The sequence below is a fragment of the Allokutzneria sp. A3M-2-11 16 genome (assembly GCF_024213555.1).
In the GTDB taxonomy this organism is placed as follows: domain Bacteria; phylum Actinomycetota; class Actinomycetes; order Mycobacteriales; family Pseudonocardiaceae; genus Allokutzneria.
Genome location: NZ_JANAVO010000001.1, coordinates 2,680,954 through 2,703,418, shown reverse-complemented (window position 1 = coordinate 2,703,418; position 22,465 = coordinate 2,680,954). Strand labels below are relative to the sequence as shown.

Sequence of the window (22,465 nt, the reverse complement as noted above, 5' to 3'; positions counted from 1 at the left end):
AGGTGCTGAATACGGGCAAATAGAGTCACAGTTCGCGCGGCAGCGGCGCGTTCCACTTCCGCCACAGCCCGAGCACGCGGATCGTCACGATCAGCGCGGCCCCGGCGAGCACGGTCGGGCCCTGCGGCAGGCCGATGTGCCGCCCCAGCACGACGACGATCGCGCCCAGCAGCGCCGCCACCGCGTAGATCTCCCGTTGCAGCACCACGGGAATCTCCCTGATCAGCAAGTCGCGCAAGGCACCGCCGCCGATGCCGGTCGTCATCCCGATCAGACAGGCCGTGTACGCGGGCGCGCCCAGCTCGAGCGCCGTGATGGTGCCCGCCGTGGTGAACAGCCCGAGCCCGACCGCGTCCGCGAGCAGCATCGCGCGGCGCAGCTTCGCCATGTGCGGGTGGACCCAGAAGACGACGAGGCCGGTCACCGCGGTCACCAGCAGGTAGCGCCAGTCCCGCAGGCTGGCGGGCGGGCTGACGTCGAGCAGCACGTCGCGGATGATCCCGCCGCCGAGCGCGGTGGTCATCGCGAGGATCACCACGCCGAAGACGTCCAGGCGGGCACGCACCCCGGCGAGCGCGCCGGACGCGGCGAAAACGGCGATGCCGACGAGCTCCAACACGAGCAACACCCGGTGATCCTCCCTCAGGAAATCGCGTGCGGCGACGTGATGCTGACCGCGAGGATCGAGCGGTGACCTCACTCCGACCCGCGCGGCCCGCGGAGGCCGACGAACTCAGCGCGCTCGCCCAGCGGTCGAAGGCGCACTGGGGCTACGACGCGGACTTCATGGCGGCGGTCCGCGCCGAGCTGACCTACACCGCGGAGCACATCGCCCTCGGCGGGTTCACCGTGGCCGAGCGGAACGGGGAAGTGCTCGGGTTCTACGGCCTCGCAGGCTCCGCGCCGCGCGGTGAGCTGAGCGACCTGTGGGTCGATCCCCCGCACATCGGCACCGGTATCGGCAGGCTCTTGTGGACGAACGCCGTGCGGACGGCCCGGAATATGGGATGGACGGAGCTCGTCCTGGACGCGGAGCCCTACGCCGAAGGCTTCTATTTCGCGATGGGGGCTCAGGAAATTGGGGTGGTTACATCAGGTTCTTTACCCGGTCGGACGCTGCGACAACTGATGTTCCCGCTGATGGAGTAGAGGAAAAAAGGCACGATAGACATGTGCGGATCATCCTGCTGCGACACGCGGAAAGCCTCGGCAACGTCGATGAGCTTGCCTACTGCCGCATACCGGACCACGCCCTGCCGCTGACCCCGCGGGGCGTGCAACAGGCGCGCGGCATGGCGCCACGCATGCGGCGCCTGCTCGAACCCGGTCCCGTCGCCGCGTACGTGAGCCCCTACCTGCGCACGCGGCAGACCTTCGAGCTGATGGAGCTCAGCAACCTGATCGAACGGATAGTCCCCGAGCCCCGCCTGCGGGAACAGGACTGGGGCAACCTCCAGGACCCGGTCGACCAGGAACGGCAGAAGCAGGAGCGGCACGCCTTCGGCCACTTCTTCTTCCGGCTGGCGCACGGCGAGTCCGGGGCGGACGTGGACGACCGCGTCGCGGGTTTCCTCACCGAGCTGGAGCGGCGGGTGGACAACGACCCGGCGCACCCGAAGAACGTGCTCGTGGTCTCGCACGGGCTGACGATGCGTTTGCTGTGCCGTCGGCTCTTCAACTGGAGCATCGAATTGTTCGAATCGCTGTCGAACCCGCCGACCTGTGATTTCCGAGTCCTGGAACGGGACTCCACCGGCCGCTGGTACATGGACCGCCCCTTCACCCAGTGGCGCGAGTCCCCCGATGGTGAAACCCAGATCACCCAGGTGGCCTAGCCTCTTTCGCCCTGAATGAGTCATTGGGGGAGTTGAGTTCCCTCAATGACTCATTCAGGGCGCAACGCCCGGGGCGGCGGCATCACTCAGGAGAGGTAGCCGCGGCGGTACGCCTGGACCAGGTGGGGCGGGACGAGCACGCTCCGACCGTCCACGGTGATCGGGACGAGAGGCACGGGCGCGGCCTTCCACTGCGCCCGGCGGCTGCGGGTGTTGCTGCGCGACATGCGCCGCTTCGGGACGGCCATCAGTGCCTCCTGCCGTAGCGGCGGTGGAACTTCTCGACCCGCCCAGCGGTGTCGACCAGCCGCTGGTTGCCCGTCCAGAACGGGTGCGAGTCGCTGGTGACGTCGACGACGATCAACGGGTAGGTGTTGCCGTCCTCCCACTCCACGGTCTTCTCGGAGGTCGCCGTCGAGCGGGTCAGGAACGCCTTGCCCGTCGAGGAGTCCTTGAAGACCACCGGGTGGTACTCGGGGTGGATTCCGGTCTTCATCCTTCTTCCCTTCCTGTCCGCAATGCCGAGTCCCGGTCGCCCGAGTCCTCGCATGGATCGATGTGCCACTCCCCGAAGGGGTCCTCGTAGGTCCGCCAAACCTCAGCGCCCTCAGCGAGTTCGGCATCGGTCAGCAGCGCGTCCCGCAACGCCGAGGTGATCTCGTCCGGCGAAGCCAGATGCGTGATCACCACCAACTGTTGTTCGCGGTCGCCGTAGTAGGGGTCCCAACGCAGCGACGCCATGGCCACGCGCTCTGAGTCCACTTCGGACCAGTCCTCTTTGGTCGCCAGCCACGGCCCGGCGTGCGCGACGCGGAGGCCGCCGCCCGCCGACTCCACCCAGAGCGCGGCGTCGGGTTGGCTCGCCACCCAGATCCGCCCGCGCGTCCGCACAACGCCTTCCAGCAACACATCCAGCGCGTCGTGCAGTCGCGAAGGGTGGAACGGCCTGCGCTCGTCGAAGAGCACGACGGAGATCCCGCAGTCCGACTCCAACGGCGGCTGACCGCGCAGCAGCGGCTCGTGCGCGTCGCCGACCTCGCCCTTGCGCGCCCGCGACGGGACCGCCGCGACCAGGGCGCCGAGGTCGAGGCCGGGCAGGTCCGCGCGCGGCAGCTCCGGTGCGAGCCGGTCCAGCACGGCGTCGGTCCGCGCCGCGGTCCACGCGTCCGGAGCGCTCCCGGCCACCACCACCGCGTCGGCGAATTCCACTTGCGCCACAACGACTTGCGCGATGGTGCGCTCATCGTCGGCGCTCGCGGACATGCCCCGCTCGAACAGCGACTCCTCGCCGATCGCATCCGCGAACCACGTCGCCGCGTCGACCGTGTTGACCACCGCCTCGACGCGCAGGCGCTCGGTGGCGACGCGGCCGTCGACCACCACGTGGTGCAGCGCCCAGCACACCGCCTCCGGCTCCAGCGCCGGGTCGAGGTGCAGCACGATCCGGCGCACATCGGGCGCTTCGGCCAGCCGCAAGGCGACGGGCAGGAGGTCCTGGCGGAGCGTGCACGAGACGCAGCCGTGCGCCAGCTCCAGCACCTCGGTCGCGGCGTACTCGCCGTGGGTCAGCGTTCGCCGCACCACGCCCTGGACCACTTCGCGGAGGTCGTGGTGGAGCACCGCGGTCGCCGGGTCCGCGGCGGCGTGGCGGGCGACCTCGGCGACCGCGTCGGCGGCGAGGCCGGACAGCAACACCACCGGCACGCGCTGATCAGTCACGTCGGCTCCCTTGTTGACAACGATTTCCACTTTCAACGGCGGCCACGCTACCCTGGCCCCCGTCTTAACGAAAATCGGTATCGTTTTCATTCCCGAGGAGGCCCCGTGTCCGCGAGGTGTCAGGTGACCGGCCGCGAACCCGGCTTCGGCAAGCAGGTCTCGCACTCCCACGTGCGCACCTCGCGCCGCTGGAACCCCAACATCCAGCGCAGGCGCTACTGGCTGGCCAGCGAGAACCGGTGGATCTCGCTGCGCGTGTCCACCAAGGGCATCAAGACGATCGACAAGCGCGGCGTCGAGGCGGTCGTCGCCGAGATCCGCGCGCGTGGGGAGAAGGTCTGATGGCGCGCAACGAGATCCGGCCGATCATCAAGCTCAGGTCCACCGCGGGCACCGGCTACACGTACGTGACCCGCAAGAACCGCCGCAACGACCCGGACCGCATGCGGCTCACCAAGTACGACCCGATCGTGCGCAGGCACGTCGAGTTCAAGGAGGAGCGCTGAGATGGCCAAGAAGTCCAAGATCGCCAAGAACGAGCAGCGCAAGCTCGTCGTCGCCCGCTACGCCGAGCGCCGTGCCGAACTGAAGGAGGTCCTGCGCTCGCCGCGTTCGTCCGAGGCCGAACGCGCGGCCGCTGAGCAGGAGCTGCGCCGCCAGCCGCGCGACGCCAGCGCGACCCGGGTCCGCAACCGCGACTCCGTCGACGGCAGGCCGCGGGCGTACTTCCGGGCTTTCGGCCTGTCCCGGGTCCGGCTCCGTGAGATGGCCCACGCGGGCGAGCTGCCCGGCGTCAGCAAGTCGAGCTGGTGAGGTCATGACGCGATTCACCGGCAAGAAGAAGCCCAACCTGCTCAAGCGCGAGGGCGTCGAGGAGGTCGACTGGAAGGACGCCGCGCTGCTGCGGAAGTTCGTCTCCGACCGGGGCAAGATCCGCTCCCGCCGGGTCACCGGCCTCACGCCCCAGCAACAGCGCACCACCGCCAAGGCGATCAAGAACGCCCGCGAGATGGCGCTGCTGCCCTACGGCGGGCGGTAGTAGCGTCGACGCGGTGTCCGCACCGACCGAAGTCGCCGAGTTCTACGACGTGCTGTTCCGGCGCCGCGACGTCCGCGGCGAGTTCACCGGAGCGCCGATCGAGGCGGACGTCCTCGACCGCGTGCTGGGGGCGGCCCACGCCGCCCCCAGCGTCGGGCTCTCCCAACCGTGGGACTTCGTGCTCGTCCGCGACCGCGACACCCGCAGGTCCTTCCGCGACCACGTCCAGGCGGAGCGCAGCGTCTTCGCCGCCTCCCTGGACGGCGAGCGCGCGGAGACCTTCTCCCGGATCAAGGTCGAGGGCGTGCTGGAGTCCTCCCTCGGCGTCGTGGTGACCTACGACGCCGACCGCGGCTCCCCCGCCGTGCTCGGCAGGCACGCGATCGCCGACGCCGGGCTGTTCTCGGTGTGCCTGGCGATCCAGAACCTGTGGCTGGCCGCGACCGCGGAGGGCCTCGGCGTCGGCTGGGTGAGCTTCTACCGCGAGGACTTCCTGCGCAGACTTCTGGGCATCCCGCAGCGCGTCCGTCCGGTGGCGTGGCTCTGCCTGGGGCCGGTCGAGCGGCTGGCCGACACCCCTGATCTGGAGCGACACGGATGGCGTAGCCGGCTACCACTTCATGACGTTGTGCACCACGAGCGGTACGGGCAGCGACGGGAAAGGTAGCCTGTCGGCAGATCGCGCCTGGTGAGGGCAAGGACGGCGCGGTCAGCCGGGGTCAGGGGATGCCGAGGGCGTAGTGGATCACGACGAGCCGCTGGCGGCGGGACAGATCCCGCGGCAGGACCGCGAGGTGCGGTCGCTGCTGGACTCCGGGCGCGTCGTCGAGGCCAACACGCTCTTCGACGACGTCGTCTCGCGCACCCCCGCCGCAGGCGGTGACCGCTGGCGCAGGGCGACCGTGCTGGTCTACCGCGCGGTGGTGGCGTGGCGGCTCGGCCGCATCCCGCTCGCGCTCGAACTCGCCGCCGAGGGCTGGACGGAACTGGACGCGGAGCGCCCCGAGGGCTCGGCCGCAGCGCAGACCATCGGCATGCTCGGCTACCTGCTCGAAGGCATCGGGCACCGCCGCGCCGCGCTGGACATGATGCGGTTGTCCGTCCAGGTGGCCAGGGACTCCGGCCACGACCAAACGCTCGCCCACTGCCTGCAACGGCTGGGCGGCACGCTCAACTTCCGCGCGGTCGACGCGCCCGCGGAGACCGCGCCGCAGATCTTCGGCGAGGCGGCGGTGCTGCTGGAGCAGGGCCTCGAACTGACCAGCGAGGGCTACGTGCACCGCGCGCTGCTCGGCGCCTACTCGCGGTCGCTCGCGGGCATCGGCGAGCTGGACCAGGCCGAGAAAACCGCGAAGCAAGCCGGTGAACTGGCGAAACGGGCCGAGGACTGGTGGGGGCAGGCGGTCGGCCACTGGGTGCTCGCCATGGTCCAGCGCGAACGCGGGGACCTGGCGGAGGCGCGCACGCTGGCCGCGCGGGCGGTGTCGGAGGCGGAGAAGATCAACGACACCTCGCTGCTGTTCCGGTTCTCCCTGGACCTGGCCGACATCTGCAACTCCCTCGGCGACTCGGTCGGCGAGGCGGAGGCGCTGCGCAGGAGCCTCAAGTCCAGCCGCAAGGCCACCGAGACGTTGCAGGAGGGGCTGGGCCAGGCCCTGGAGCAGCGCAGGCTCGCCGTCCAGGCGCAACGCCTGGCGATGGCGGCGCAGGAAGCGGCGGCCAGAGACCCGCTGACCGGCCTGGCGAACCGGCTCGGCCTGGAGCGCGCGGCCCCTCACCTGCTGGAACGGACCGCGGCGCGCGGGCGGCTGCCCTGGCTGGTGCTGGTCGACGTGGACTGGTTCAAGGGCGTCAACGACGACGCGGGGCACGCGGCGGGCGACGCGGCGCTGCGCGAGATCGCCCAGCTGCTGCGCCGCGAGTGCCGCACGGACGACCTCGTGGCGCGCTGGGCGGGCGACGAGTTCGTGGTGCTGCTCGTGGACGCCAACGAGGACCGGCACAACGTGGGTCCGGTCGTGGCCGAGCGCATCCGTGCCGCGGTGGACGACCACGACTGGTCGATGGTGCTGGGCAACATCAAGCGGCCGACCGTGAGCATCGGCGTCGCGGCTGGACCGGCCAAGCTGGACCAGCTGTTCGCGGCCGCCGACATCGCGCTCTACCGGGCGAAACGCCAGGGCAGGAACCGCGTGGAGGTCCACCCGGGGCTGGACGGGGTGCTGCTGGCTCCCGAGCAACCCGTCGGCCTGGAGTAGCCAGACCGACGGGTCACCCGATCAAGCGATCAGCCCACCGCGGTACGCGACCAGCGCGGCCTGTACCCGGTTCACCGCCCCGATCTTGCCGAGCACCGAGGACACGTAGCCCTTCACGGTGGCCTCGGACAGGTGCAGGGCACCACCGATCTCGGCGTTGGACATGCCCTGCCCGATGAGCGCGAGCACCTCCCGCTCGCGCTCGGACAGGGATCCGAGCAACGTCCGAGCCGGCTCGGCGGCCCGCTCCCCGTTGGCCACCGCGGCGAGCACGCGCGCGGCAACCCCCGGATCGAGCACCGCGCCACCGCGCGCGACGTCTCGCACCGCCCGGACGAGCTGGGCGGGTTCGGTGTCCTTCAGCAGGAAACCGCTGGCACCGAGGCGCAGGGCCTCGCTGACGTACTCATCGATGTCGAAGGTGGTGAGCATCGCGACCCGCGGTGGGTCCGGTAGCGCACGCAGCCGTCGCAGGGCGGACAGGCCGTCCGTGGTGCGCATCCGGATGTCCAGCAGAACCACGTGCGGGCGCAGTTGCCGCACCCGGTCCACCACCAGGCAACCGTCGTCACACTCCCCGACAACCTCGATGTCACCGGCGCTTGACAAGATCATTCGCAGGCCGGATCGAACCAGGTCTTCGTCATCAACCAACAGAACTTTGATCACGGACGCCTCCCCGACTGACGCGTCGTGTTCATGGGCTATTACCGATGGGCAGTATCACCCACCGGCGTTACGGTCCGGTTATCTCACCACGTCAGGGACTCCTGCGCGACACCCAGTCGGGGAAGAGCGGCAAACGGAGGGTTACCGGCGGCGAACTCCCGGCCCGTCATCCCAGCAGCTTGGACACGTCCTGCCGCAGTTTTGGCAACATGCTGTAAAGCTTGTTGCCTGGACAGTCAGTCGCGTTGTAGTCACGGTGGCCCTTGATGTTCGCCACCTTGATTCCGTACTGCTGGCAGATGTAGGCGCACATCGCCACCAGCGACGCCCACAGTTGGTCCGGCGGCGTGACCGTGTGATAGGTCCCCTCGTTCTCGATCCCGATGTGCGTCGTGTTGTGCCCGCCGACGTGCGCGCCGAGCAGGTGCTGCTTGCCGCCCTTGAGCGCGGACAGGCTGCGGTGCCGCCCCTCCAGGACGTGCCCGCCCCGGCTGATCGTGAACTGCTGCCCGCTGTCGATCCAGCCGTTGTTGTTCATGTGGTGGTTCTGGATGGACCGCGCCAACGAGAAGGCGTGCGCCTTGCTGAGGTCGGTGGAGTTCGGGGTCTCGGTCTGGTGCACGACCAGCACGGTCGGCTTGTGGTCGAGCAGTTGCGGCGTTGACTTCGCGGGCCGCGCGTTCCAGCCCGCGCAGCCGGTGATGGCCGGGGCGGGGACGGCGAGGGCGGGCGTCGCGGTGTACAACCCGGCCCCCACGGCCAGGCTCGCCCCCGCGACACCGCGGAGCAGGGTACGGCGGGACAGTTCGATCTCCATCGGCACCTCCGCAGTTCGGAAACAACCCTTCCAAACTGTGGCCCGCGTCACGCGTCCGGGTCAACGCCACCCCATCAAGACCGTCGAAGCGGCCCACCCTCGAACCCGCTCGACGGCGGTCGTATGATCTAGCCGGACTGCCCGCCCTCGTAGCTCAGGGGATAGAGCATCGGTTTCCTAAACCGTGTGTCGCAGGTTCGATTCCTGCCGGGGGCACCCTCTCTGAAGATGCGAAAAGGCCCTTCACCAGGCGAAACCTGGCGAGGGGCCTTCGTCGTGTTGTGCGGCCCTGAGCGGCGAACTGCGGGCGCGCTGCCGAATACGTGCTGAAATTCGGCAACAAAGCCACGCGGCGCCTTGACAGCAGTGACGTCGATCGTTGCCACGGTCACCGAGGCGTCCACCGCGCCTAGCGGGAGATCGGCGTACTGGGTGATGAACTGGTGGACACAGGAGAGGTCTTGGTGTGTCAGGGATTCGAGCACTCGAGCACGATCACTCAGTGCCGCCCATACTCCGTCGCACCAGTTCGGCCGACCGCTCGGCCAGATCCGGTTCCGCGTCGAGCGTTCCGATGAACGACAAGCTGCGCCGAGGCCGGGACGGCTCAGTGATCGCGACGGACAGTTCCGGATCGTTCGCAACGATCAGCCGCAGCCGCCGCACCTGAGCAGGCGACAACCGGTCCACCAGGTGGTGGAGCTCCTCGTAATCGTGCGCCGCCGTCATACCCACCAGACTAGGCAAGCCCCAGCTCAGAAGCACATGCTCAGAGTTTCTTTACTTCTTCAAGGCAGCCCCTCCGGGGCCGCTGGTCAGCCATCGGGGCTGGAGCTTGGCCCGCATCTTGCCGACTCGGCTAGCGGGCTACGCGGGCATGTTCCTGCTGGACAACCCCGGCCTGCTGAAGACGTTGCGCCGCAAGGCCGACGAGGGCGTGAAGATCCGCATCGCGCTCGGCGACCCGGCAAGCCGCGAGGTCGCTCGACGCGGCGAAGAAGAAGGCATCGGCAAGGGCACGCTCCCTGCCAAGGTCCGCAACGCGTTGGCGTTCTTCAAGCCATTGGCCGATGGCTCAGTCGCGGAGATCAGATGCCACAAGACCACGCTGTACAACTCGATCTACCGCTTCGACGACGAGATGCTGGTCAACACCCATGTCCACGGCTTCGTGGCGGCGCACGCCCCTGTGCTGCACCTCCGCCGACTGTCGGGCGGCGACCTGTTCGAGACCTACGCCGAGAGTTTCCAAGGCATCTGGGACGCCGCCAAGCCGCCCAAGTGGTAGGCAAAACGTATGGCGCGCACCGATCACTACAAGGACCCTGACGCTCCGCAGGCGAACAGCATCGTCGTGGCCGTCACCGCATTTATCCAGGACGAGCACGGCCGCGTGCTCATGATCCGGCGCACCGACAACGACATGTACGCAATGCCTGGTGGCGGGCAGGACGTAGGGGAACCGATCGGGCGCACAGTTATCCGTGAGATCAAGGAAGAGACCGGCGTCGATGTCGAGCCCACCGACATCATCGGCATTTACTCCGATCCCGCCCACGTCATCGCCTACTCAGATGGCGAAGTACGCCAGGAGTTCTCGATCTGCTTCCGCGCGCGCCTGATCGGTGGCGAGCTGCGCACGAGCGACGAGTCCAGCGAAGTCCACTGGGTGTCCCGCGACGACCTGGCGAACCTCAACATCCACCCCTCGACCCGCCTACGGATTGAACACGGCTTCGACAACCACGGAACGCCCTACTTCGAGACGTAAATCAGGCCCCCACCAGGCAAAACCTGGGGAGGGCCTTCGTGCTCACTTCTCGGTGGTGCCGAGTTTGCCGCTGATGGACTCCTGGTAGATGTCCGCGTAGGTGCGGGAGTTCTTGATCAGGTCGTCGCAGAAGGCGGCCACGTCGGTGCCGATGAGTTGCAGGACTCCCTTGCCCGCGGCGACGCCCTCCTCGAAGAAATCCACGATGCCGGAGAGCAGGGTTCCGTCGGTCAGGTCGACCGGTCCGACCTTGAAGAAGTACCTCTGCATCTCCTTGTAGACGATCTGGTAGTCCGCCGGGAGCGCCTTGACCCGCGCCACGTGCGCCCGCCACTGCTTCTTGCCCTCGATGATGTCCCGGATACCCACGTCAGCCTCCCAGCTTCGCCAATTTCCTTGCGACATTCCTGTTCAGCTGCTCGCGCCACCGGTCGCGATAACTCCGGCCCCCCGCCCCACCGGCCAGTCCCGCGCAGAAGCCCGCGATGTCCTCGCCCAGCACCTCGTGAATGCTCTGCCCATCGGCCGCCGTCTCTTCGAGCAGACCCAGTGCGCCGTCGAGAATCGGCATCAGGTTTCGGCCGGTGAAATTCCCGTAGGGGAAGAGATGAGCCTTGATCTCGGCCCACGCCGCCCGGTACTCGGTGGGCAACGCCTCGGCCCGGACTTCGAACGCCTTGCATTCCCTGGTGAGATCGCTGCCGGTGATGGTCTCCCAGAAGTTCATCTCCCGCCCTCCCTGAGCTTGTCGATCCGCGATGTGACGTACTCCCATTTCGCCCAGAACGTCGCGAGTTCCGCGCGACCCGCGTCGTTGAGTGCGAAGAACTTGCGCGGCGGGCCCTGTCCGGACGGTCGTTTCGTCACCTGGACGAGCCCGTTCTTCTCCAGTCGCAGCAGGATGGTGTACACCGTCCCCTCGACGACGTCGGCGAAGCCGAGCTCGTTCAGCCGGCGCGTGATGGCGTACCCGTAGGTCTCCTCGCTGCCGATGATTTCCAGCACACATCCTTCGAGCGTGCCCTTCAGCATCTCCGTCAAGTCGTCCATCGAGCCTCCCGGTGGTACTCCGTGCCACTGAGTACCACTACAAAGTAGCACCGAGTAGTGACCGTGTCCAGCAGTCACTGCTTTGCGCGACGCCGACCGTCGGAATCCACGACCGCCCATAATCCGCTGAATTGGACCACTGACCTGCGGATATCCATTCACGAGCAGCGCGGATCATGATTTCCGAAGCGGTGGTCGAGCCTTCTAGCCTCGCCGACCTGACCACCACCTCTTCTTTAAGCGAGGCCCCTGCATGCTTTACCGAAAATTCACCGCGTCCGTGCTCGTCGCCACGGCCGTGGCCGCCACTTCCCTGCTGGTCTCGGTCGGCGAGGCCGACGCCGCGACGTGCAGCAACTACACGCGGTCGGTGAGTGGCGGCGTGGAGTACATGTACAACAACTGCGCGCCCAAGCCATTCCGGCTCAACGTCATGATCGGCAACACGTCCGCAGGCTGGCGCCACGACCGCTACGTCTGCGTTGCCGACCACGGCACCGCCAAGCTCGGTTTCGTCGCCAACGGCTCGACCGGTCCCGGTGGCGCCTACGGGTTCTCCGCCCGTACTGACGGCAACTGCTGAGCACAGATCAACCCCTCACCGGACAAACCGGTGAGGGGTTGACCCTTTTCAGGACGCACGAAGAAGCCGAGGGTTGCCCACTGAAGCAGACTTCGGTCAGCCGCGAAAAGAACGGCTTCACCCCATCAGTGTCTTCCCGCCCCGGAATGGATTCGGAAGGGCACGCGGAATACTATTCTCAGCGCGTTGCTCCGCGAAGTGACATTCCAGGGAGAAGCCGATGAGGCGTGCACGAACCGTCCTGCTGGCCGCGGTGGTGGTGCTGCCGCTGACCGGTGCGCACGCGCTGGCCGCCGCGCCGCCGCAGCAGCCGGTCTTCGCCGACGGTGAGGCCCAGCCGGTTTACGACCCGGCGGATGCCGTGCGGGAGAAGGTGTTCGTCCGTGTCCCGATCGACAGCGATCGGGACGGCAAGGATGACGAGATGCGTGCGGAGGTGCTGCGGCTACGCGCGACCGACCAGGGACTGAAGTCGCCGGTGCTCTTCCGGATCAGCCCGTACTTCGGCGGTGGGCAGCGGCCGCCGAAGCACAATGTGGACGTCGAGCTGTACGTTCCGGGTGGCCCACGCAGAGTGGACCGTCGCGACGTGCCAGACGCCGGACCGGAGAAAGACCCGCGAGTGGCGGCCGCACTTGGCAGTCCGAGCCCTCGTGATATCCCGGAGCACATTGACGAGAAGTACTACCTCGCGCGCGGCTACGCGCTGGTGTACGCCGATTCTCTGGGCACTGGCGAGTCCACGGGCTGCCCGAACTCCGGTGGCCGCAACGAGACCATCGGCGCGCGTTCGGTGGTGGATTGGCTGAACGGCCGCACTACGGCACGCGATATCAACAACAAGCCTTCGATCGCTTCGTGGACCACGGGCAAGACGGCCATGACCGGTTTGTCCTATAACGGCACCCTGCCGAACGCGGTGGCCTCCACCGGCGTGAAGGGCCTTGAGGCAATCGTGCCGATGGCGGCGATCACCAGTTGGTACGACTACTACCGCGCTGGCGGTGCTGTCGTCGCGCCAGGCACTTATCAGGGCGAGGACGCCGATTGGCTCGCCACGCGCGTCAACAGCCGTGCCGATCGCGAGATCTGCAAGCCCTTCCTGAATGAACTCACCCAGCAGCAAGACCGACTGACGGGCGATTACAACCCGTTCTGGGACGAGCGCAACTACCTCAACGACGCGAACAAGGTGCGGGCGGCGACGCTGATCGCCCATGGGCTGAACGACTGGAACGTCAAGCCCAAGCAGGCCGCGCAGTGGTACAGCGCCTTGAAGGCCAACAGGGTCCCGGTCAAGATCTGGTGGCACCGGCACGAGCACGGCGACCCGATCAACGTGCGCAAGGAAGCGTGGCAGAAGGAACTCAACCGGTGGTTCACCCGCTACCTGTTCGGCCACCAGAACAACGTCGAGGCGGAGCCCCGCGTCACCATCCAGCGCGAGGACAACACCTGGGTCAACGAAGCCGACTGGCCCACCCCCGGCAGCAGTGACGTCTCGCTCCACCCTCAGCCGGGCGGCGGTCTCGCCCTCAGGCCCGCCCGTGGCGTGGAGAAGCTGACCGACGACGCGAGCAAGAAGGCCGAGCAGCTGATCGCGCTGCCCAGCTCGGAGAACCGGCTGGCCTACGCCACGCCAGCGGCCAAGCAGGCACTTCGCATCAGCGGTTCGATCAAGGCGGAGCTGAAGCTCTCCTTCGACCGCCCCGCCGCGAACGTGACCGCGCTGCTCGTCGACCGCGCACCGGACGGCACCGCGAAGGTGATCACACGCGGCTGGGCCGACCCGCAGAACCGCCTGCGGCTGGACCGCACCGAGCCGGTGAAGCCGGGAGAGCAGTACTCCCTCACCGTCGAGCTCCAGCCGATGGACCACCTCCTGCCCGTGGGCGACAAGCTCGAACTGGTCCTGCTCTCCAGCGACCGCGACTACACGCTCCGCCCCAAGCCGGGCACAGGCGTCGCGGTCACGCTCGACCACTCCCGGCTTGTCCTGCCCGTTCTCGGCGGTAAAGCCGGATTCGTGGCGGCCTTCGGGGCCTGACCTGCTCGAACCTGTGGCACGATCGCGCGTGTGACCAGCAAGCCCACCACGGAGCAGCACCTGCGCGACCTCGCGCTGCTGCGTCGCGTCCGCGACCGGATGGACCGGGAGTACGCGCAGCCGCTGGACGTCGAGGCCCTGGCGCGCGGGGTGAACATGTCGGCGGGCCACCTCAGCCGCCAGTTCCGGCTCGCCTACGGGGAATCGCCGTACGGGTACCTGATGACCCGGCGCATCGAGCGGGCCATGGCGCTGCTGCGCCGCGGCGATCTCAGCGTCACCGAGGTGTGCTTCACGGTCGGCTGTTCCTCGCTGGGCACCTTCAGCACCCGATTCACCGAACTGGTTGGCATGCCGCCCAGCGCCTACCGGCAGCAGCAGGCGGACGCGACGGCCGGGATCCCGTCGTGCGTGGCCAAACAGGTGACCAGACCGATCAGGAATCGAGAAGCGCGGTCCTCCGGCCGCACATAGCCTGACCGGCATGGATTTGAACATTCACGCCAGCTTCCTCCCGCAGGACGACCCGGAAGCGGCCCTGTCCTTCTACCGCGACACGCTCGGTTTCGAGGTCCGCAACGACGTCGGCTACAACGGCCTGCGCTGGATCACCGTCGGCCCCGCGGACCAGCCGCGCACGTCCATCGTGCTGCACCCGCCTGCCGTCGACCCCGGTATCACCGAGGACGAGCGCCGCACCGTCACCGAGATGATGGCCAAGGGCACCTACGGCGGCATCGTCCTGGCCACGGCCGACGTCGACAGTGCCTTCGCACGGCTCGTGGAGCACAAGGCCGAGGTCATCCAGGAGCCCGCCGACCAGCCGTACGGCGTTCGCGACTGCGCCGTGCGCGACCCCGCGGGCAACACGATCCGCATCCAGCAGATCAGCTGACCCCCAACCCCTTGCCGCGACAGAGCAGGCGGCCACCGCGCAACAGCATGGAGAAAACGAGCATGGCCACGAAGAAGAAGGCGCAGCCGCCTGCGTCGCACCTCGCTGACAGCCACGACCTGATCCGCGTGCACGGCGCGCGCGTGAACAACCTCAAGGACGTCAGCGTCGAGATCCCGAAGCGCCGGCTGACGGTGTTCACCGGCGTCTCGGGGTCCGGCAAGAGCTCGCTGGTGTTCAGCACGATCGCCGCCGAGTCGCAGCGGCTGATCAACGAGACCTACAGCGCCTTCGTCCAGGGCTTCATGCCCTCGCTGGCGCGGCCCGAGGTCGACGTCCTCGAAGGTCTGACGACCGCGATCATCGTGGACCAGCAGCGGATGGGCGCCGACCCGCGCTCCACGGTCGGCACCGCCACCGACGCCAACGCGATGCTGCGCATCCTGTTCAGCAGGATCGGCAAGCCGCACATCGGTTCCCCGCAGGCGTACTCCTTCAACGTCGCCTCGATCAGCGGTGCGGGCGCGGTGACGTTCGAGAAGGGCGGGCAGAAGGTCAAGGAGCGCCGCGACTTCAACATCGTCGGCGGCATGTGCCCGCGCTGCGAGGGCCGGGGGTCGGTGAACGACATCGACCTGAGCCAGCTCTACGACGAGAACAAGTCGCTCAACGAGGGCGCGATCACCATCCCCGGCTACAGCATGGAGGGCTGGTACGGGCGCATCTACCGCGGCTGCGGCTACTTCGACCCGGACAAGCCGATCCGCAGGTTCACCAAGAAGCAGCTGCACGACCTGGTCTACAAGGAAGCCACCAAGATCAAGCTCGACGGCGTCAACCTGACCTACCTGGGGCTGGTCCCGCAGATCCAGAAGTCCTTCCTGGCCAAGGACAAGGAGGCGATGCAGCCGCACATCCGGGCCTTCGTCGAGCGCGCGGTCACCTTCACCACCTGCCCGGAGTGCGCGGGTACCCGGCTCAGCGAGCTGACCCGCTCGTCGAAGATCAAGAAGATCAACATCGCCGACGCCTGCGCGATGCAGATCAGCGACCTCGCCGACTGGGTCCGCGGCCTCAAGGAGCCGTCGGTGGCTCCGCTGCTGGAGAAGCTGCTGCACACCCTCGACTCGTTCGTGGAGATCGGCCTCGGCTACCTCTCGCTCGAACGGCCCGCGGGCACGCTGTCCGGCGGTGAGGCGCAGCGCGTCAAGATGATCCGCCACCTCGGCTCGGCGCTCACCGACGTCACCTACGTCTTCGACGAGCCGACGATCGGGCTGCACCCGCACGACATCCAGCGGATGAACGAACTGCTGGTGCAGTTGCGGGACAAGGGGAACACGGTGCTCGTCGTCGAGCACAAGCCGGAGGCCATCGCGATCGCCGACCACGTCGTCGACCTCGGCCCCGGAGCCGGAACGGCGGGCGGCACCGTCTGCTTCGAGGGCACCGTCGAGGACCTGCGGACCAGCGACACCATCACCGGCCGCCACCTCGACGACCGGGCCTCGCTCAAGAAGTCCGTGCGCGAGGCCACCGGCGCACTGGAAATCCGCGGCGCCACCAAGCACAACCTGCAGAAGGTCAACGTCGACATCCCGCTCGGGGTGCTCTGCGTGATCACCGGTGTCGCGGGTTCCGGCAAGAGCTCGCTCGTGCACGGGTCGGTCCCGGCCGGTGCCGGTGTGGTGTCGATCGACCAGAGCCCGATCCGCGGTTCGCGCCGCAGCAACCCGGCCACCTACACCGGCCTGCTCGAACCGATCCGCAAGGCCTTCGCCAAGGCCAACGGCGTGAAGCCGGCGCTGTTCAGCGCGAACTCCGAAGGTGCTTGCCCCAACTGCAACGGCGCCGGTGTCGTCTACATGGACCTGGGCGTGATGGCCACCGTCGCCAACCCGTGCGAGGAGTGCGAGGGCAAGCGATTCCAGGCGGCGGTGCTGGAATACCGCTTGGGAGGGCGCAACATCAGCGAGGTGCTCGCGATGTCGGTGACCGAGGCGGAGGAGTTCTTCGGCTCGGGCGAGGCGCGCATCCCGGCCGCGCACGCCATCCTCGAACGGCTCGCCGACGTCGGGCTCGGTTACCTCAGCCTCGGCCAGCCGCTCACCACGCTCTCCGGCGGCGAGCGGCAGCGGCTCAAGCTGGCCACCCACATGTCCGAGAAGGGCGGCACCTACGTCCTCGACGAGCCCACGACGGGCCTGCACCTCGCCGATGTCGAGCAGTTGCTCGGCCTGTTGGACCGGCTCGTCGACTCGGGCAAGTCGGTGATCGTCGTCGAGCACCACCAGGCGGTCATGGCGCACGCCGACTGGCTCATCGACCTCGGCCCCGGCGCCGGTCACGACGGCGGCCAGATCGTCTTCGAGGGCACGCCCGCCGACCTCGTCGCCTCCCCCAGCACGCTCACCGGCAAGCACCTGGCGGCCTATGTCGGCGGCTGATCTCCAGGTTGCCTACCTCATTGGGGGATTCAGGGCTTCTTGAAGCAATTTTCCCCCTTTCGGCCTCACGCTACTGTGTCCGCGCAATGGCAGATGATCATCGTGCTGCTGCCGTTCACAGTTGATAAGCGTTGCCTCAGGAAGGCCACCAATGAAGATCGCACACACCCTGGTCGCATTCACCATCGCGCTCGGTTCGATGGTGGGAGCCGCCGCGCTCACCGCACCCGCCGCGAATGCCGCCCCGTGCGGGTTCTACGTGGGCGAGGGCAACACGGCCATGTACAACCACTGCGGCTCGGGCTGGATCACCATCAAGGTGCGCTGGGTGGGCATGTTCACCGCCGAACGGTGCACCGGCCCCGGTATCCGCAGGCTGGACAACCCCAACGACCCGGGTGACAAGTTCATCTCCAACGCCTGGTACGTGCGCGACGGCTGCTGATCCGGCGTTTGCGGGAAGGCCCTTCGCGACGGGGATCAGCGAAGGGCCTTTCCCCTGTCTAGCGGTCGGCCAGGTACGCCTGAGCTTGCAGTTCGAACAGCTCGGCATATCCGGCACCGGCCGCCATCAGTTCCTCGTGCGTGCCGTACTCCGCGACCTTCCCCTTTTCCAGCAGCAGAATGCGCTCCGCCTGCCGAACGGTGGAGAAGCGGTGGGAGATGTAGAGCGTCGTCCTGCCGGAGGCCAGCTCGCGCAATCGCGAGAAGAGTTCGTGCTCTGCCTGCGCGTCAAGAGCCGACGTGGGCTCGTCAAGGATGAGCAACGGAGCCTCACGGTGGAAAGCACGCGCCAGGGCGATTTTCTGCCATTCACCGCCGGACAGGCTCACGCCCTTGTCGAACCACCGTCCGAGCGGGCTGTCATAGCCGCGGGACAACCGGGAGATGCGTTCCGCGGTGCCCGCGCGCCGGGCCGATTCCTTGATGTGCTCCCGGTCCTCCAAGCGGTTCAGATCAGCCAGTCCGATGTTCTCCGCCGCCGTGCCCTGGTAGGTCACGTAGTCCTGGAACATCGCGCTGATTCGTTTCCGCAGCTCGACCGGGTCGTATTCGCGGACGTCAACGCCGTCGAGCAGGATCTCGCCGTCGGACGGGTCGTAGAGCCGGCACAGCAACTTGAACAGCGTCGACTTCCCGGCGCCGTTGCGCCCGACCACCGCGACGGTCTCCCCCGGCCGGATCTCGAAGCTCACGCCGTCCAGGGCCGCCTCGTCCGCACCGGGGTAGGTGAAGGTGACGGAGCGGAACTCGATGTGTCCGTCCACTGTGGATGGAAAGGGCCGAGGTGCGGGCGGAGGACCGATTTCCGGCTTGGTGTCCAGGAACTTGTAGAGCGTGTCGAGGTAGAGGTTGTTCTCGTACATGCCGGAGAACGCCGTGAACAGACCGGAAACGGACGTCTGCACCGCGGTCGCGGCGGCGGTGTACAGGGCGAGATCGCCCAGGGTGAGCCTGCCCGCGACCGCCTCCAGGGCGATGTAGAGCGCCATCACCGAGCCCGCCAAAGTGCTCAGCAAGCCCCAGGACGTCGAACTGATGCTGCCCTTGACGGCCAGTTTCCGTTGGCGCTCATAGGAAACCTCGCCGAGCTTGCGGAACCGGTCGACGAAGTAGCCGCCGAGCCCGAAGAGCTTGGTCTCCTTGGCGTAGGTGTCCGTCGTGACCAACGAGGACAGGTAGTCCATCCGCCGCTTGATCGGTGACATCAGGAAGGTCTGCCAGAACGTGCGCGCGCCGTACTTGGACTGCGAGATGAACGCCGGGATGGGCGCGAGCAGCGCGACCAGTGCGAGCACCGGACTGACCACGACCAGCAGCACGATCATGCTGCTGAACGTGATCGCCGAGCGGAGCAGGAGCAACGCCGAGGTCATCATCGACAGCGGGCGGCGCGGCGCCTCCTGGGCGGCCTGCCGGAGCGTGTCGTAGGACTCCGAGCCCTCGAAGTAGGCCAGGTGCAACTCGCTCGCGTGGCCCATCACCTGGTGCCGCACCGTGAGCGTCATCCGCTCCTGCAACAGCGTCTGCGCGACCATCGTCACGGCCCCGCTGATCGAGGTCAGCGCGAGGACCCCGAACTGCAGCACGGCCACCCACACGATGTCGGTGGTGCTCCCCTGGTGCTGGATCGCCGCGACGACCGAGTCCAGCAACAGCTTCGCGACGTAGGCGGTGGCCGTGGGGAGCAGCCCGGACAGCAAGGTGATCAATGTGATCACGATGGTCAGCACCGGGCTCGCCTGCCAGGTCAGCCTGGCCACCTTCGGCAGGCCGCTGACGGTGCCCGCGACCGAGGTGCGCATGCGGGCGAACCGCGAACGCAGGCCCTTCGGCCGCTCCGGCGGTGCCGCCTCGGGGATGTCGACCGAGCCGGTCAGCCCGCTGTCGGGCACCGTGGCGGCGGCCCGCCGACCACCCCGCCGCGCGAACAGGGCTTCGAACCCTCCTGGGATCACGTGTCCCCCAGTGCGCCGTGCAGCAGGACGTCGATGATCTCGTGCGCCCCCAGACCGTCGTCCAGGCTGAGCCGCCGCCCGCTGAAGAGCAGCGCGAGGAACAGTGACGCGAGCTGGTCCGCGGGCAGGCGGAGGTGAGCCTGGTCCGGCGTGAACAGCTCGGTGACGGCTTCGCGCATCGCGGTCAGCGACTCGCGGCGCCCGAGCTTCATCGGCGAGCGACGGCCCTTGCCCGTCGGGTGCAGCGCCGCCATCAACGCGCTCATCCGCTCCAGGTGCGCGCCGAGCGCCTCCGCTGCCTCGGTGAGGCGCTGCTCAAGCGGCTGGTCGAGCGGGATCTCGGCGATCGCGTCCAGCACGTGGTCCGGGCGCAGCGCCTCGACCGTGCACGCGTCGAACAGCTCTTCCTTGTCCTTGAAGGCGCGGAAGATGGTGCCCTCGCCGATGCCCGCCGCGCGGGCGATCTGGCTGGTGGTGACCGCCGGACCGTGCTCGACCAGCAGGGGCAGCACGGCGTGGACGATCATCGAGCGCCGCTCCTCGACGCCCATCCCCGGGGCCCTCCGCCGGGTTTTCTCCGTTGGTGTCATACCCCCAGTGTGCGGAGTGAGCGCTCACTCCGTCAACTGAGGCGCACCACCCCGCGCAGGTTCTTCCCGGCGGTCAGGTCGGCGTAGCCCTGGTTGACCTCGTCCAGCCGATAGGTGCGGCTGACCAGCTCGCGCAGCTTCAGCGACCCCCGCTGGTAGAGCCGCAGCATCTCCGGGACGCCGGTGCGCTGGCTCGCCGAGCCGTACAGCGAGCCGATGAGGGTCTTGTGCCCGCGGAGCAGCTCGCTCGGCGAGATCGGCGTCGTGGCAACGCTTTCCGGGGTCAGGCCGGTCATCACCACGGTGCCGCCGATCGCGGTCGACCGGCTCGCGTCGAGCAGGGTCGCCGCCGGGTCGATGCAGGCGAAGGCGTGGTCGGCCCCGATGCCCTCGGTCAGCTCGCGCACCCGCGCGGGCAGGTCGACCCCCGGGCCGGCCTGGATGCCGTGCGTCGCGCCGAAAGTCCTCGCGGCGTCGAGCTTCCACGCCTGGAGGTCCACCGCGATGATCACCTTCGCTCCGGCCAGCCGGGCGCCCTGCACCACGTTCATGCCGTCGCCGCCGACGCCGATCACGACGACGCTGTCGCCCTTCTGCACCCGCGCCGCGTTGGTCACCGCTCCGACACCCCCGGGAACACTGCACGCGGCGAGCGCGACAACCTCGAACGGCAGGCTCCGATCGACCACGACGACGCTCGTCTGGTCCACCACGGTGCGCTCCGCGAAGGCCCCCACCAGGCACATGGAGCCGACGTCCCGCCCGGACGAGTCCCGTCGCCGGTAGGTGCCGTCGAACTGGGGTCCGCGCAGGATGCGGCCGCTCTCGGCACAGCGGTGGTGCAGGCCGCCGCGACACCACCGGCACACACCGCACGCGGGCAGCCAGGTGAGCGCCACGTGGTCTCCGGGGACGATGCCCCGCACCTGGGGGCCGACGACCTCCACGACGCCGGAGCCCTCGTGCCCCAGCACCATCGGCTGCATCCCCACCTGGCGCTCGCCGCGGAGCACGTGCAGGTCCGTGTGGCAGAGCCCGACCGCCTCCATGCGCACCTGGACCTCCGTCGGTCCCGGCGGGTCGAGCTGGATCGTCTCCACCGACAGCGGTTGGCCGACACCGCGGAACAGTGCGGCACGGGTGGCGATGGAGCCTTGGGCTTGGGCTTCGGCCTTGGCAGTCGATCCGCTCACAGCCATCGCTCCCGTCAGCGCCAGCAGGCTTCTCCTGGTCAGTTCCATGCTTTCCAAGCTGTTCCACCGCGTGTGAACAACGTGTGAGTCGCGGAACAAGACTCCTCAGCAGTGCGTCTTCCGGCATCCGGAAGGAGTTGACCCGCTTCGCGCCCTCCTCTGTTAGCGGCAGCCGGGGCCTTGACCTGAAGCACCATTGAGGTTGAACCCTGGTGCCATGACCATCACCGAGCACGCCCTTCCGGTCGCCCTGGACCCGGCCGCCGCACCGGACGACCTGCTGCCCTTCGCCGCGGCGGCGGGTGATGCGAAGATCGTCGCACTCGGCGCGTCATGCCGCACAGCGCGCGAGCTTTCCCTTTTCTCCCACCGGATTCTCCGGTTTCTCGTCGAGAACAGGGGATTCCGTTCGCTCGCGTTGGAGGGCGACGACGTCGCCAGCGTCTACCTCGACGACTACGTCCGCTCCGGGATCGGCGATCCTCGCGAAGTGCTTGCCGGAGCGCGTTCCTTCTGGCGCACCGAGGAAATCCTGGAGACGGTGCGCTGGCTGCGCGACTACAACGAGCAGCACCCGCACGACCCGGTCCGGATCGCTCACCAGCCTCTGCCGCATTCGGAATCCGGTGACCTGGAACGGCTGTTGGCCGACAACACGATCGCTTGGCAGGAGCGGACCGGGCACAAGGTCGTTTATTGGGGCGGCCTCGCCCACACCTCGGTCAGCAGTCCCGCGACCACCATGGGCGGCCACCTCCGCGAGCGGTTCGGTTCGGACTTCGTGTCGGTCGGGCTGACTTTCCACCACGGTGACGTGCTCTTCCCCGTGCCCGCGCCGCCCACGGACTTCGCCGAGGCAGCCTTCGACCAGGTGGACCTCGACGCCTTCTACATGGTCCCGCCGCCCAGTTCCCCATCGCGCAAGACCCGCCTCATCGGCCCGCTCCCCGAGCCCGACGATCACCTCTTCGGCCGCTCACTCCACGAGTGGTTCGACGCCGTCTTCCACGTCCGCGAGGCCACCCCGATCCGCCTACTCAGCTAGAATCTCCCCCATGCCCCACCTCCGCGTGCCCCCATCCTGGGCTGAGGT

Annotated in this window: 30 protein-coding genes and 1 tRNA gene; 18 read left to right on the top strand and 13 right to left on the bottom strand. The window is 68.1% G+C overall.

Features of this window, described 5'->3' with window-relative positions; genetic code table 11:
• Positions 1-25 precede the first annotated feature (25 nt).
• Complete coding sequence (locus NLX83_RS13455; RefSeq protein ID WP_254235157.1) at positions 26-628, bottom strand: trimeric intracellular cation channel family protein; 603 nt, start codon at positions 626-628, stop codon at positions 26-28.
• 62 nt (positions 629-690) lie between these two features.
• Here NLX83_RS13455 and NLX83_RS13450 point away from each other — a divergent pair, with 62 nt between their 5' ends.
• Positions 691-1,149, top strand: coding sequence for a GNAT family N-acetyltransferase (locus NLX83_RS13450; protein ID WP_254235156.1), 459 nt, complete (start codon positions 691-693; stop codon positions 1,147-1,149).
• Positions 1,150-1,172: 23 nt separating this feature from the next.
• Positions 1,173-1,835 (top strand): histidine phosphatase family protein, encoded by a 663-nt coding sequence (locus NLX83_RS13445; RefSeq protein ID WP_254235155.1) that lies wholly within the window; start codon positions 1,173-1,175, stop codon positions 1,833-1,835.
• An 86-nt stretch (positions 1,836-1,921) separates the two neighbouring features.
• Here the strand turns inward: NLX83_RS13445 and rpmF are convergent, their stop codons facing one another.
• Genes rpmF through mrf form a run of 3 tightly spaced genes read right to left on the bottom strand, consistent with a single transcriptional unit; the run spans position 1,922 to position 3,554 of the window.
• Entirely contained in the window at positions 1,922-2,083 is a 162-nt protein-coding gene (gene rpmF / locus NLX83_RS13440) for a 50S ribosomal protein L32 (protein ID WP_254235154.1), read from the bottom strand.
• On the bottom strand, positions 2,083-2,331 hold the full coding sequence (locus NLX83_RS13435) for a type B 50S ribosomal protein L31 (protein ID WP_254235153.1): 249 nt from the start codon (positions 2,329-2,331) through the stop codon (positions 2,083-2,085). The genes rpmF and NLX83_RS13435 overlap by 1 nt, the downstream gene beginning before the upstream one ends.
• On the bottom strand, positions 2,328-3,554 hold the full coding sequence (mrf, locus tag NLX83_RS13430; RefSeq protein ID WP_254235152.1) for a ribosome hibernation factor-recruiting GTPase MRF: 1,227 nt from the start codon (positions 3,552-3,554) through the stop codon (positions 2,328-2,330). The genes NLX83_RS13435 and mrf overlap by 4 nt, the downstream gene beginning before the upstream one ends.
• Positions 3,555-3,659: 105 nt before the next feature.
• Here mrf and rpmB point away from each other — a divergent pair, with 105 nt between their 5' ends.
• From rpmB to NLX83_RS13400, 6 genes are all read left to right on the top strand, one after another.
• Positions 3,660-3,896, top strand: a complete 237-nt coding sequence (gene rpmB / locus NLX83_RS13425; RefSeq protein ID WP_030427000.1) for a 50S ribosomal protein L28 — start codon at positions 3,660-3,662, stop codon at positions 3,894-3,896.
• The gene (gene rpmG / locus NLX83_RS13420; RefSeq protein WP_254235151.1) at positions 3,896-4,060 is read left to right on the top strand and encodes a 50S ribosomal protein L33; all 165 of its coding nucleotides are present in this window, start codon (positions 3,896-3,898) and stop codon (positions 4,058-4,060) included. The genes rpmB and rpmG overlap by 1 nt, the downstream gene beginning before the upstream one ends.
• 1 nt (position 4,061) lies before the next feature.
• Positions 4,062-4,367, top strand: coding sequence for a 30S ribosomal protein S14 (gene rpsN, locus NLX83_RS13415; RefSeq protein WP_254235150.1), 306 nt, complete (start codon positions 4,062-4,064; stop codon positions 4,365-4,367).
• Between the two features lie 4 nt (positions 4,368-4,371).
• Positions 4,372-4,593, top strand: a complete 222-nt coding sequence (gene rpsR / locus NLX83_RS13410) for a 30S ribosomal protein S18 (RefSeq protein WP_254235149.1) — start codon at positions 4,372-4,374, stop codon at positions 4,591-4,593.
• Positions 4,594-4,606: 13 nt separating this feature from the next.
• Positions 4,607-5,260: a 5,6-dimethylbenzimidazole synthase gene (bluB, locus tag NLX83_RS13405; protein ID WP_254235148.1), complete on the top strand. Its 654-nt coding sequence runs from the start codon at positions 4,607-4,609 to the stop codon at positions 5,258-5,260.
• 73 nt (positions 5,261-5,333) lie between these two features.
• A complete protein-coding gene (locus NLX83_RS13400) occupies positions 5,334-6,851 on the top strand; it encodes a GGDEF domain-containing protein (RefSeq protein WP_254235147.1) in 1,518 nt (505 codons plus the stop codon).
• A gap of 21 nt (positions 6,852-6,872) precedes the next feature.
• On the opposite strand, the gene NLX83_RS13395 is transcribed toward NLX83_RS13400, so the two are convergent.
• Entirely contained in the window at positions 6,873-7,520 is a 648-nt protein-coding gene (locus NLX83_RS13395; RefSeq protein ID WP_030427006.1) for a response regulator, read from the bottom strand.
• 166 nt (positions 7,521-7,686) lie between these two features.
• Complete coding sequence (locus NLX83_RS13390; RefSeq protein WP_254235146.1) at positions 7,687-8,337, bottom strand: peptidoglycan recognition protein family protein; 651 nt, start codon at positions 8,335-8,337, stop codon at positions 7,687-7,689.
• Positions 8,338-8,480: 143 nt separating this feature from the next.
• On the opposite strand from NLX83_RS13390, the gene NLX83_RS13385 reads away from it, so the two are divergent.
• A tRNA-Arg gene (locus tag NLX83_RS13385) sits at positions 8,481-8,553 on the top strand.
• Between the two features lie 279 nt (positions 8,554-8,832).
• On the opposite strand, the gene NLX83_RS13380 is transcribed toward NLX83_RS13385, so the two are convergent.
• Positions 8,833-9,066: a hypothetical protein gene (locus NLX83_RS13380; protein WP_254235145.1), complete on the bottom strand. Its 234-nt coding sequence runs from the start codon at positions 9,064-9,066 to the stop codon at positions 8,833-8,835.
• A 118-nt stretch (positions 9,067-9,184) separates the two neighbouring features.
• On the opposite strand from NLX83_RS13380, the gene NLX83_RS13375 reads away from it, so the two are divergent.
• Positions 9,185-9,625, top strand: a complete 441-nt coding sequence (locus tag NLX83_RS13375; RefSeq protein WP_254235144.1) for a DUF5919 domain-containing protein — start codon at positions 9,185-9,187, stop codon at positions 9,623-9,625.
• Positions 9,626-9,634: 9 nt separating this feature from the next.
• Complete coding sequence (locus tag NLX83_RS13370; protein ID WP_254235143.1) at positions 9,635-10,108, top strand: NUDIX hydrolase; 474 nt, start codon at positions 9,635-9,637, stop codon at positions 10,106-10,108.
• A 42-nt stretch (positions 10,109-10,150) separates the two neighbouring features.
• Here the strand turns inward: NLX83_RS13370 and NLX83_RS13365 are convergent, their stop codons facing one another.
• From NLX83_RS13365 to NLX83_RS13355, 3 genes are read right to left on the bottom strand one after another with little or no spacing between them, the layout of a single operon-like run.
• On the bottom strand, positions 10,151-10,477 hold the full coding sequence (locus NLX83_RS13365; RefSeq protein ID WP_254235142.1) for a DUF1048 domain-containing protein: 327 nt from the start codon (positions 10,475-10,477) through the stop codon (positions 10,151-10,153).
• A gap of 1 nt (position 10,478) precedes the next feature.
• The gene (locus tag NLX83_RS13360; RefSeq protein WP_254235141.1) at positions 10,479-10,835 is read right to left on the bottom strand and encodes a DUF1048 domain-containing protein; all 357 of its coding nucleotides are present in this window, start codon (positions 10,833-10,835) and stop codon (positions 10,479-10,481) included.
• Positions 10,832-11,158: a PadR family transcriptional regulator gene (locus NLX83_RS13355; protein WP_254235140.1), complete on the bottom strand. Its 327-nt coding sequence runs from the start codon at positions 11,156-11,158 to the stop codon at positions 10,832-10,834. The genes NLX83_RS13360 and NLX83_RS13355 overlap by 4 nt, the downstream gene beginning before the upstream one ends.
• Positions 11,159-11,411: 253 nt before the next feature.
• Here NLX83_RS13355 and NLX83_RS13350 point away from each other — a divergent pair, with 253 nt between their 5' ends.
• The 6 genes from NLX83_RS13350 to NLX83_RS13325 all read left to right on the top strand — a co-directional run bounded on the left by NLX83_RS13350 (position 11,412) and on the right by NLX83_RS13325 (position 17,575).
• A complete protein-coding gene (locus tag NLX83_RS13350) occupies positions 11,412-11,741 on the top strand; it encodes a hypothetical protein (RefSeq protein WP_254235139.1) in 330 nt (109 codons plus the stop codon).
• Between the two features lie 220 nt (positions 11,742-11,961).
• On the top strand, positions 11,962-13,788 hold the full coding sequence (locus NLX83_RS13345) for a Xaa-Pro dipeptidyl-peptidase (RefSeq protein ID WP_254235138.1): 1,827 nt from the start codon (positions 11,962-11,964) through the stop codon (positions 13,786-13,788).
• Between the two features lie 30 nt (positions 13,789-13,818).
• The gene (locus NLX83_RS13340) at positions 13,819-14,262 is read left to right on the top strand and encodes a helix-turn-helix transcriptional regulator (protein ID WP_254235137.1); all 444 of its coding nucleotides are present in this window, start codon (positions 13,819-13,821) and stop codon (positions 14,260-14,262) included.
• A 10-nt stretch (positions 14,263-14,272) separates the two neighbouring features.
• On the top strand, positions 14,273-14,683 hold the full coding sequence (locus tag NLX83_RS13335; RefSeq protein ID WP_254235136.1) for a VOC family protein: 411 nt from the start codon (positions 14,273-14,275) through the stop codon (positions 14,681-14,683).
• Positions 14,684-14,745: 62 nt separating this feature from the next.
• Positions 14,746-17,130, top strand: coding sequence for an ATP-binding cassette domain-containing protein (locus NLX83_RS13330; protein ID WP_254235135.1), 2,385 nt, complete (start codon positions 14,746-14,748; stop codon positions 17,128-17,130).
• 151 nt (positions 17,131-17,281) lie between these two features.
• Positions 17,282-17,575, top strand: a complete 294-nt coding sequence (locus NLX83_RS13325; RefSeq protein WP_254235134.1) for a DUF6355 family natural product biosynthesis protein — start codon at positions 17,282-17,284, stop codon at positions 17,573-17,575.
• A 58-nt stretch (positions 17,576-17,633) separates the two neighbouring features.
• On the opposite strand, the gene NLX83_RS13320 is transcribed toward NLX83_RS13325, so the two are convergent.
• The 3 genes from NLX83_RS13320 to NLX83_RS13310 form a co-directional block, all read right to left on the bottom strand.
• Positions 17,634-19,586 carry an ABC transporter ATP-binding protein gene (locus NLX83_RS13320; RefSeq protein ID WP_254236214.1) on the bottom strand — a complete coding sequence of 651 codons (1,953 nt, stop codon included), beginning with the start codon at positions 19,584-19,586 and terminating at the stop codon, positions 17,634-17,636.
• Positions 19,586-20,140, bottom strand: coding sequence for a TetR/AcrR family transcriptional regulator (locus NLX83_RS13315; protein WP_254236213.1), 555 nt, complete (start codon positions 20,138-20,140; stop codon positions 19,586-19,588). The genes NLX83_RS13320 and NLX83_RS13315 overlap by 1 nt, the downstream gene beginning before the upstream one ends.
• A gap of 71 nt (positions 20,141-20,211) precedes the next feature.
• On the bottom strand, positions 20,212-21,420 hold the full coding sequence (locus tag NLX83_RS13310) for an alcohol dehydrogenase catalytic domain-containing protein (RefSeq protein WP_254235133.1): 1,209 nt from the start codon (positions 21,418-21,420) through the stop codon (positions 20,212-20,214).
• Between the two features lie 169 nt (positions 21,421-21,589).
• On the opposite strand from NLX83_RS13310, the gene NLX83_RS13305 reads away from it, so the two are divergent.
• Entirely contained in the window at positions 21,590-22,417 is an 828-nt protein-coding gene (locus NLX83_RS13305) for an erythromycin esterase family protein (protein ID WP_254235132.1), read from the top strand.
• Positions 22,418-22,465 lie beyond the last annotated feature (48 nt).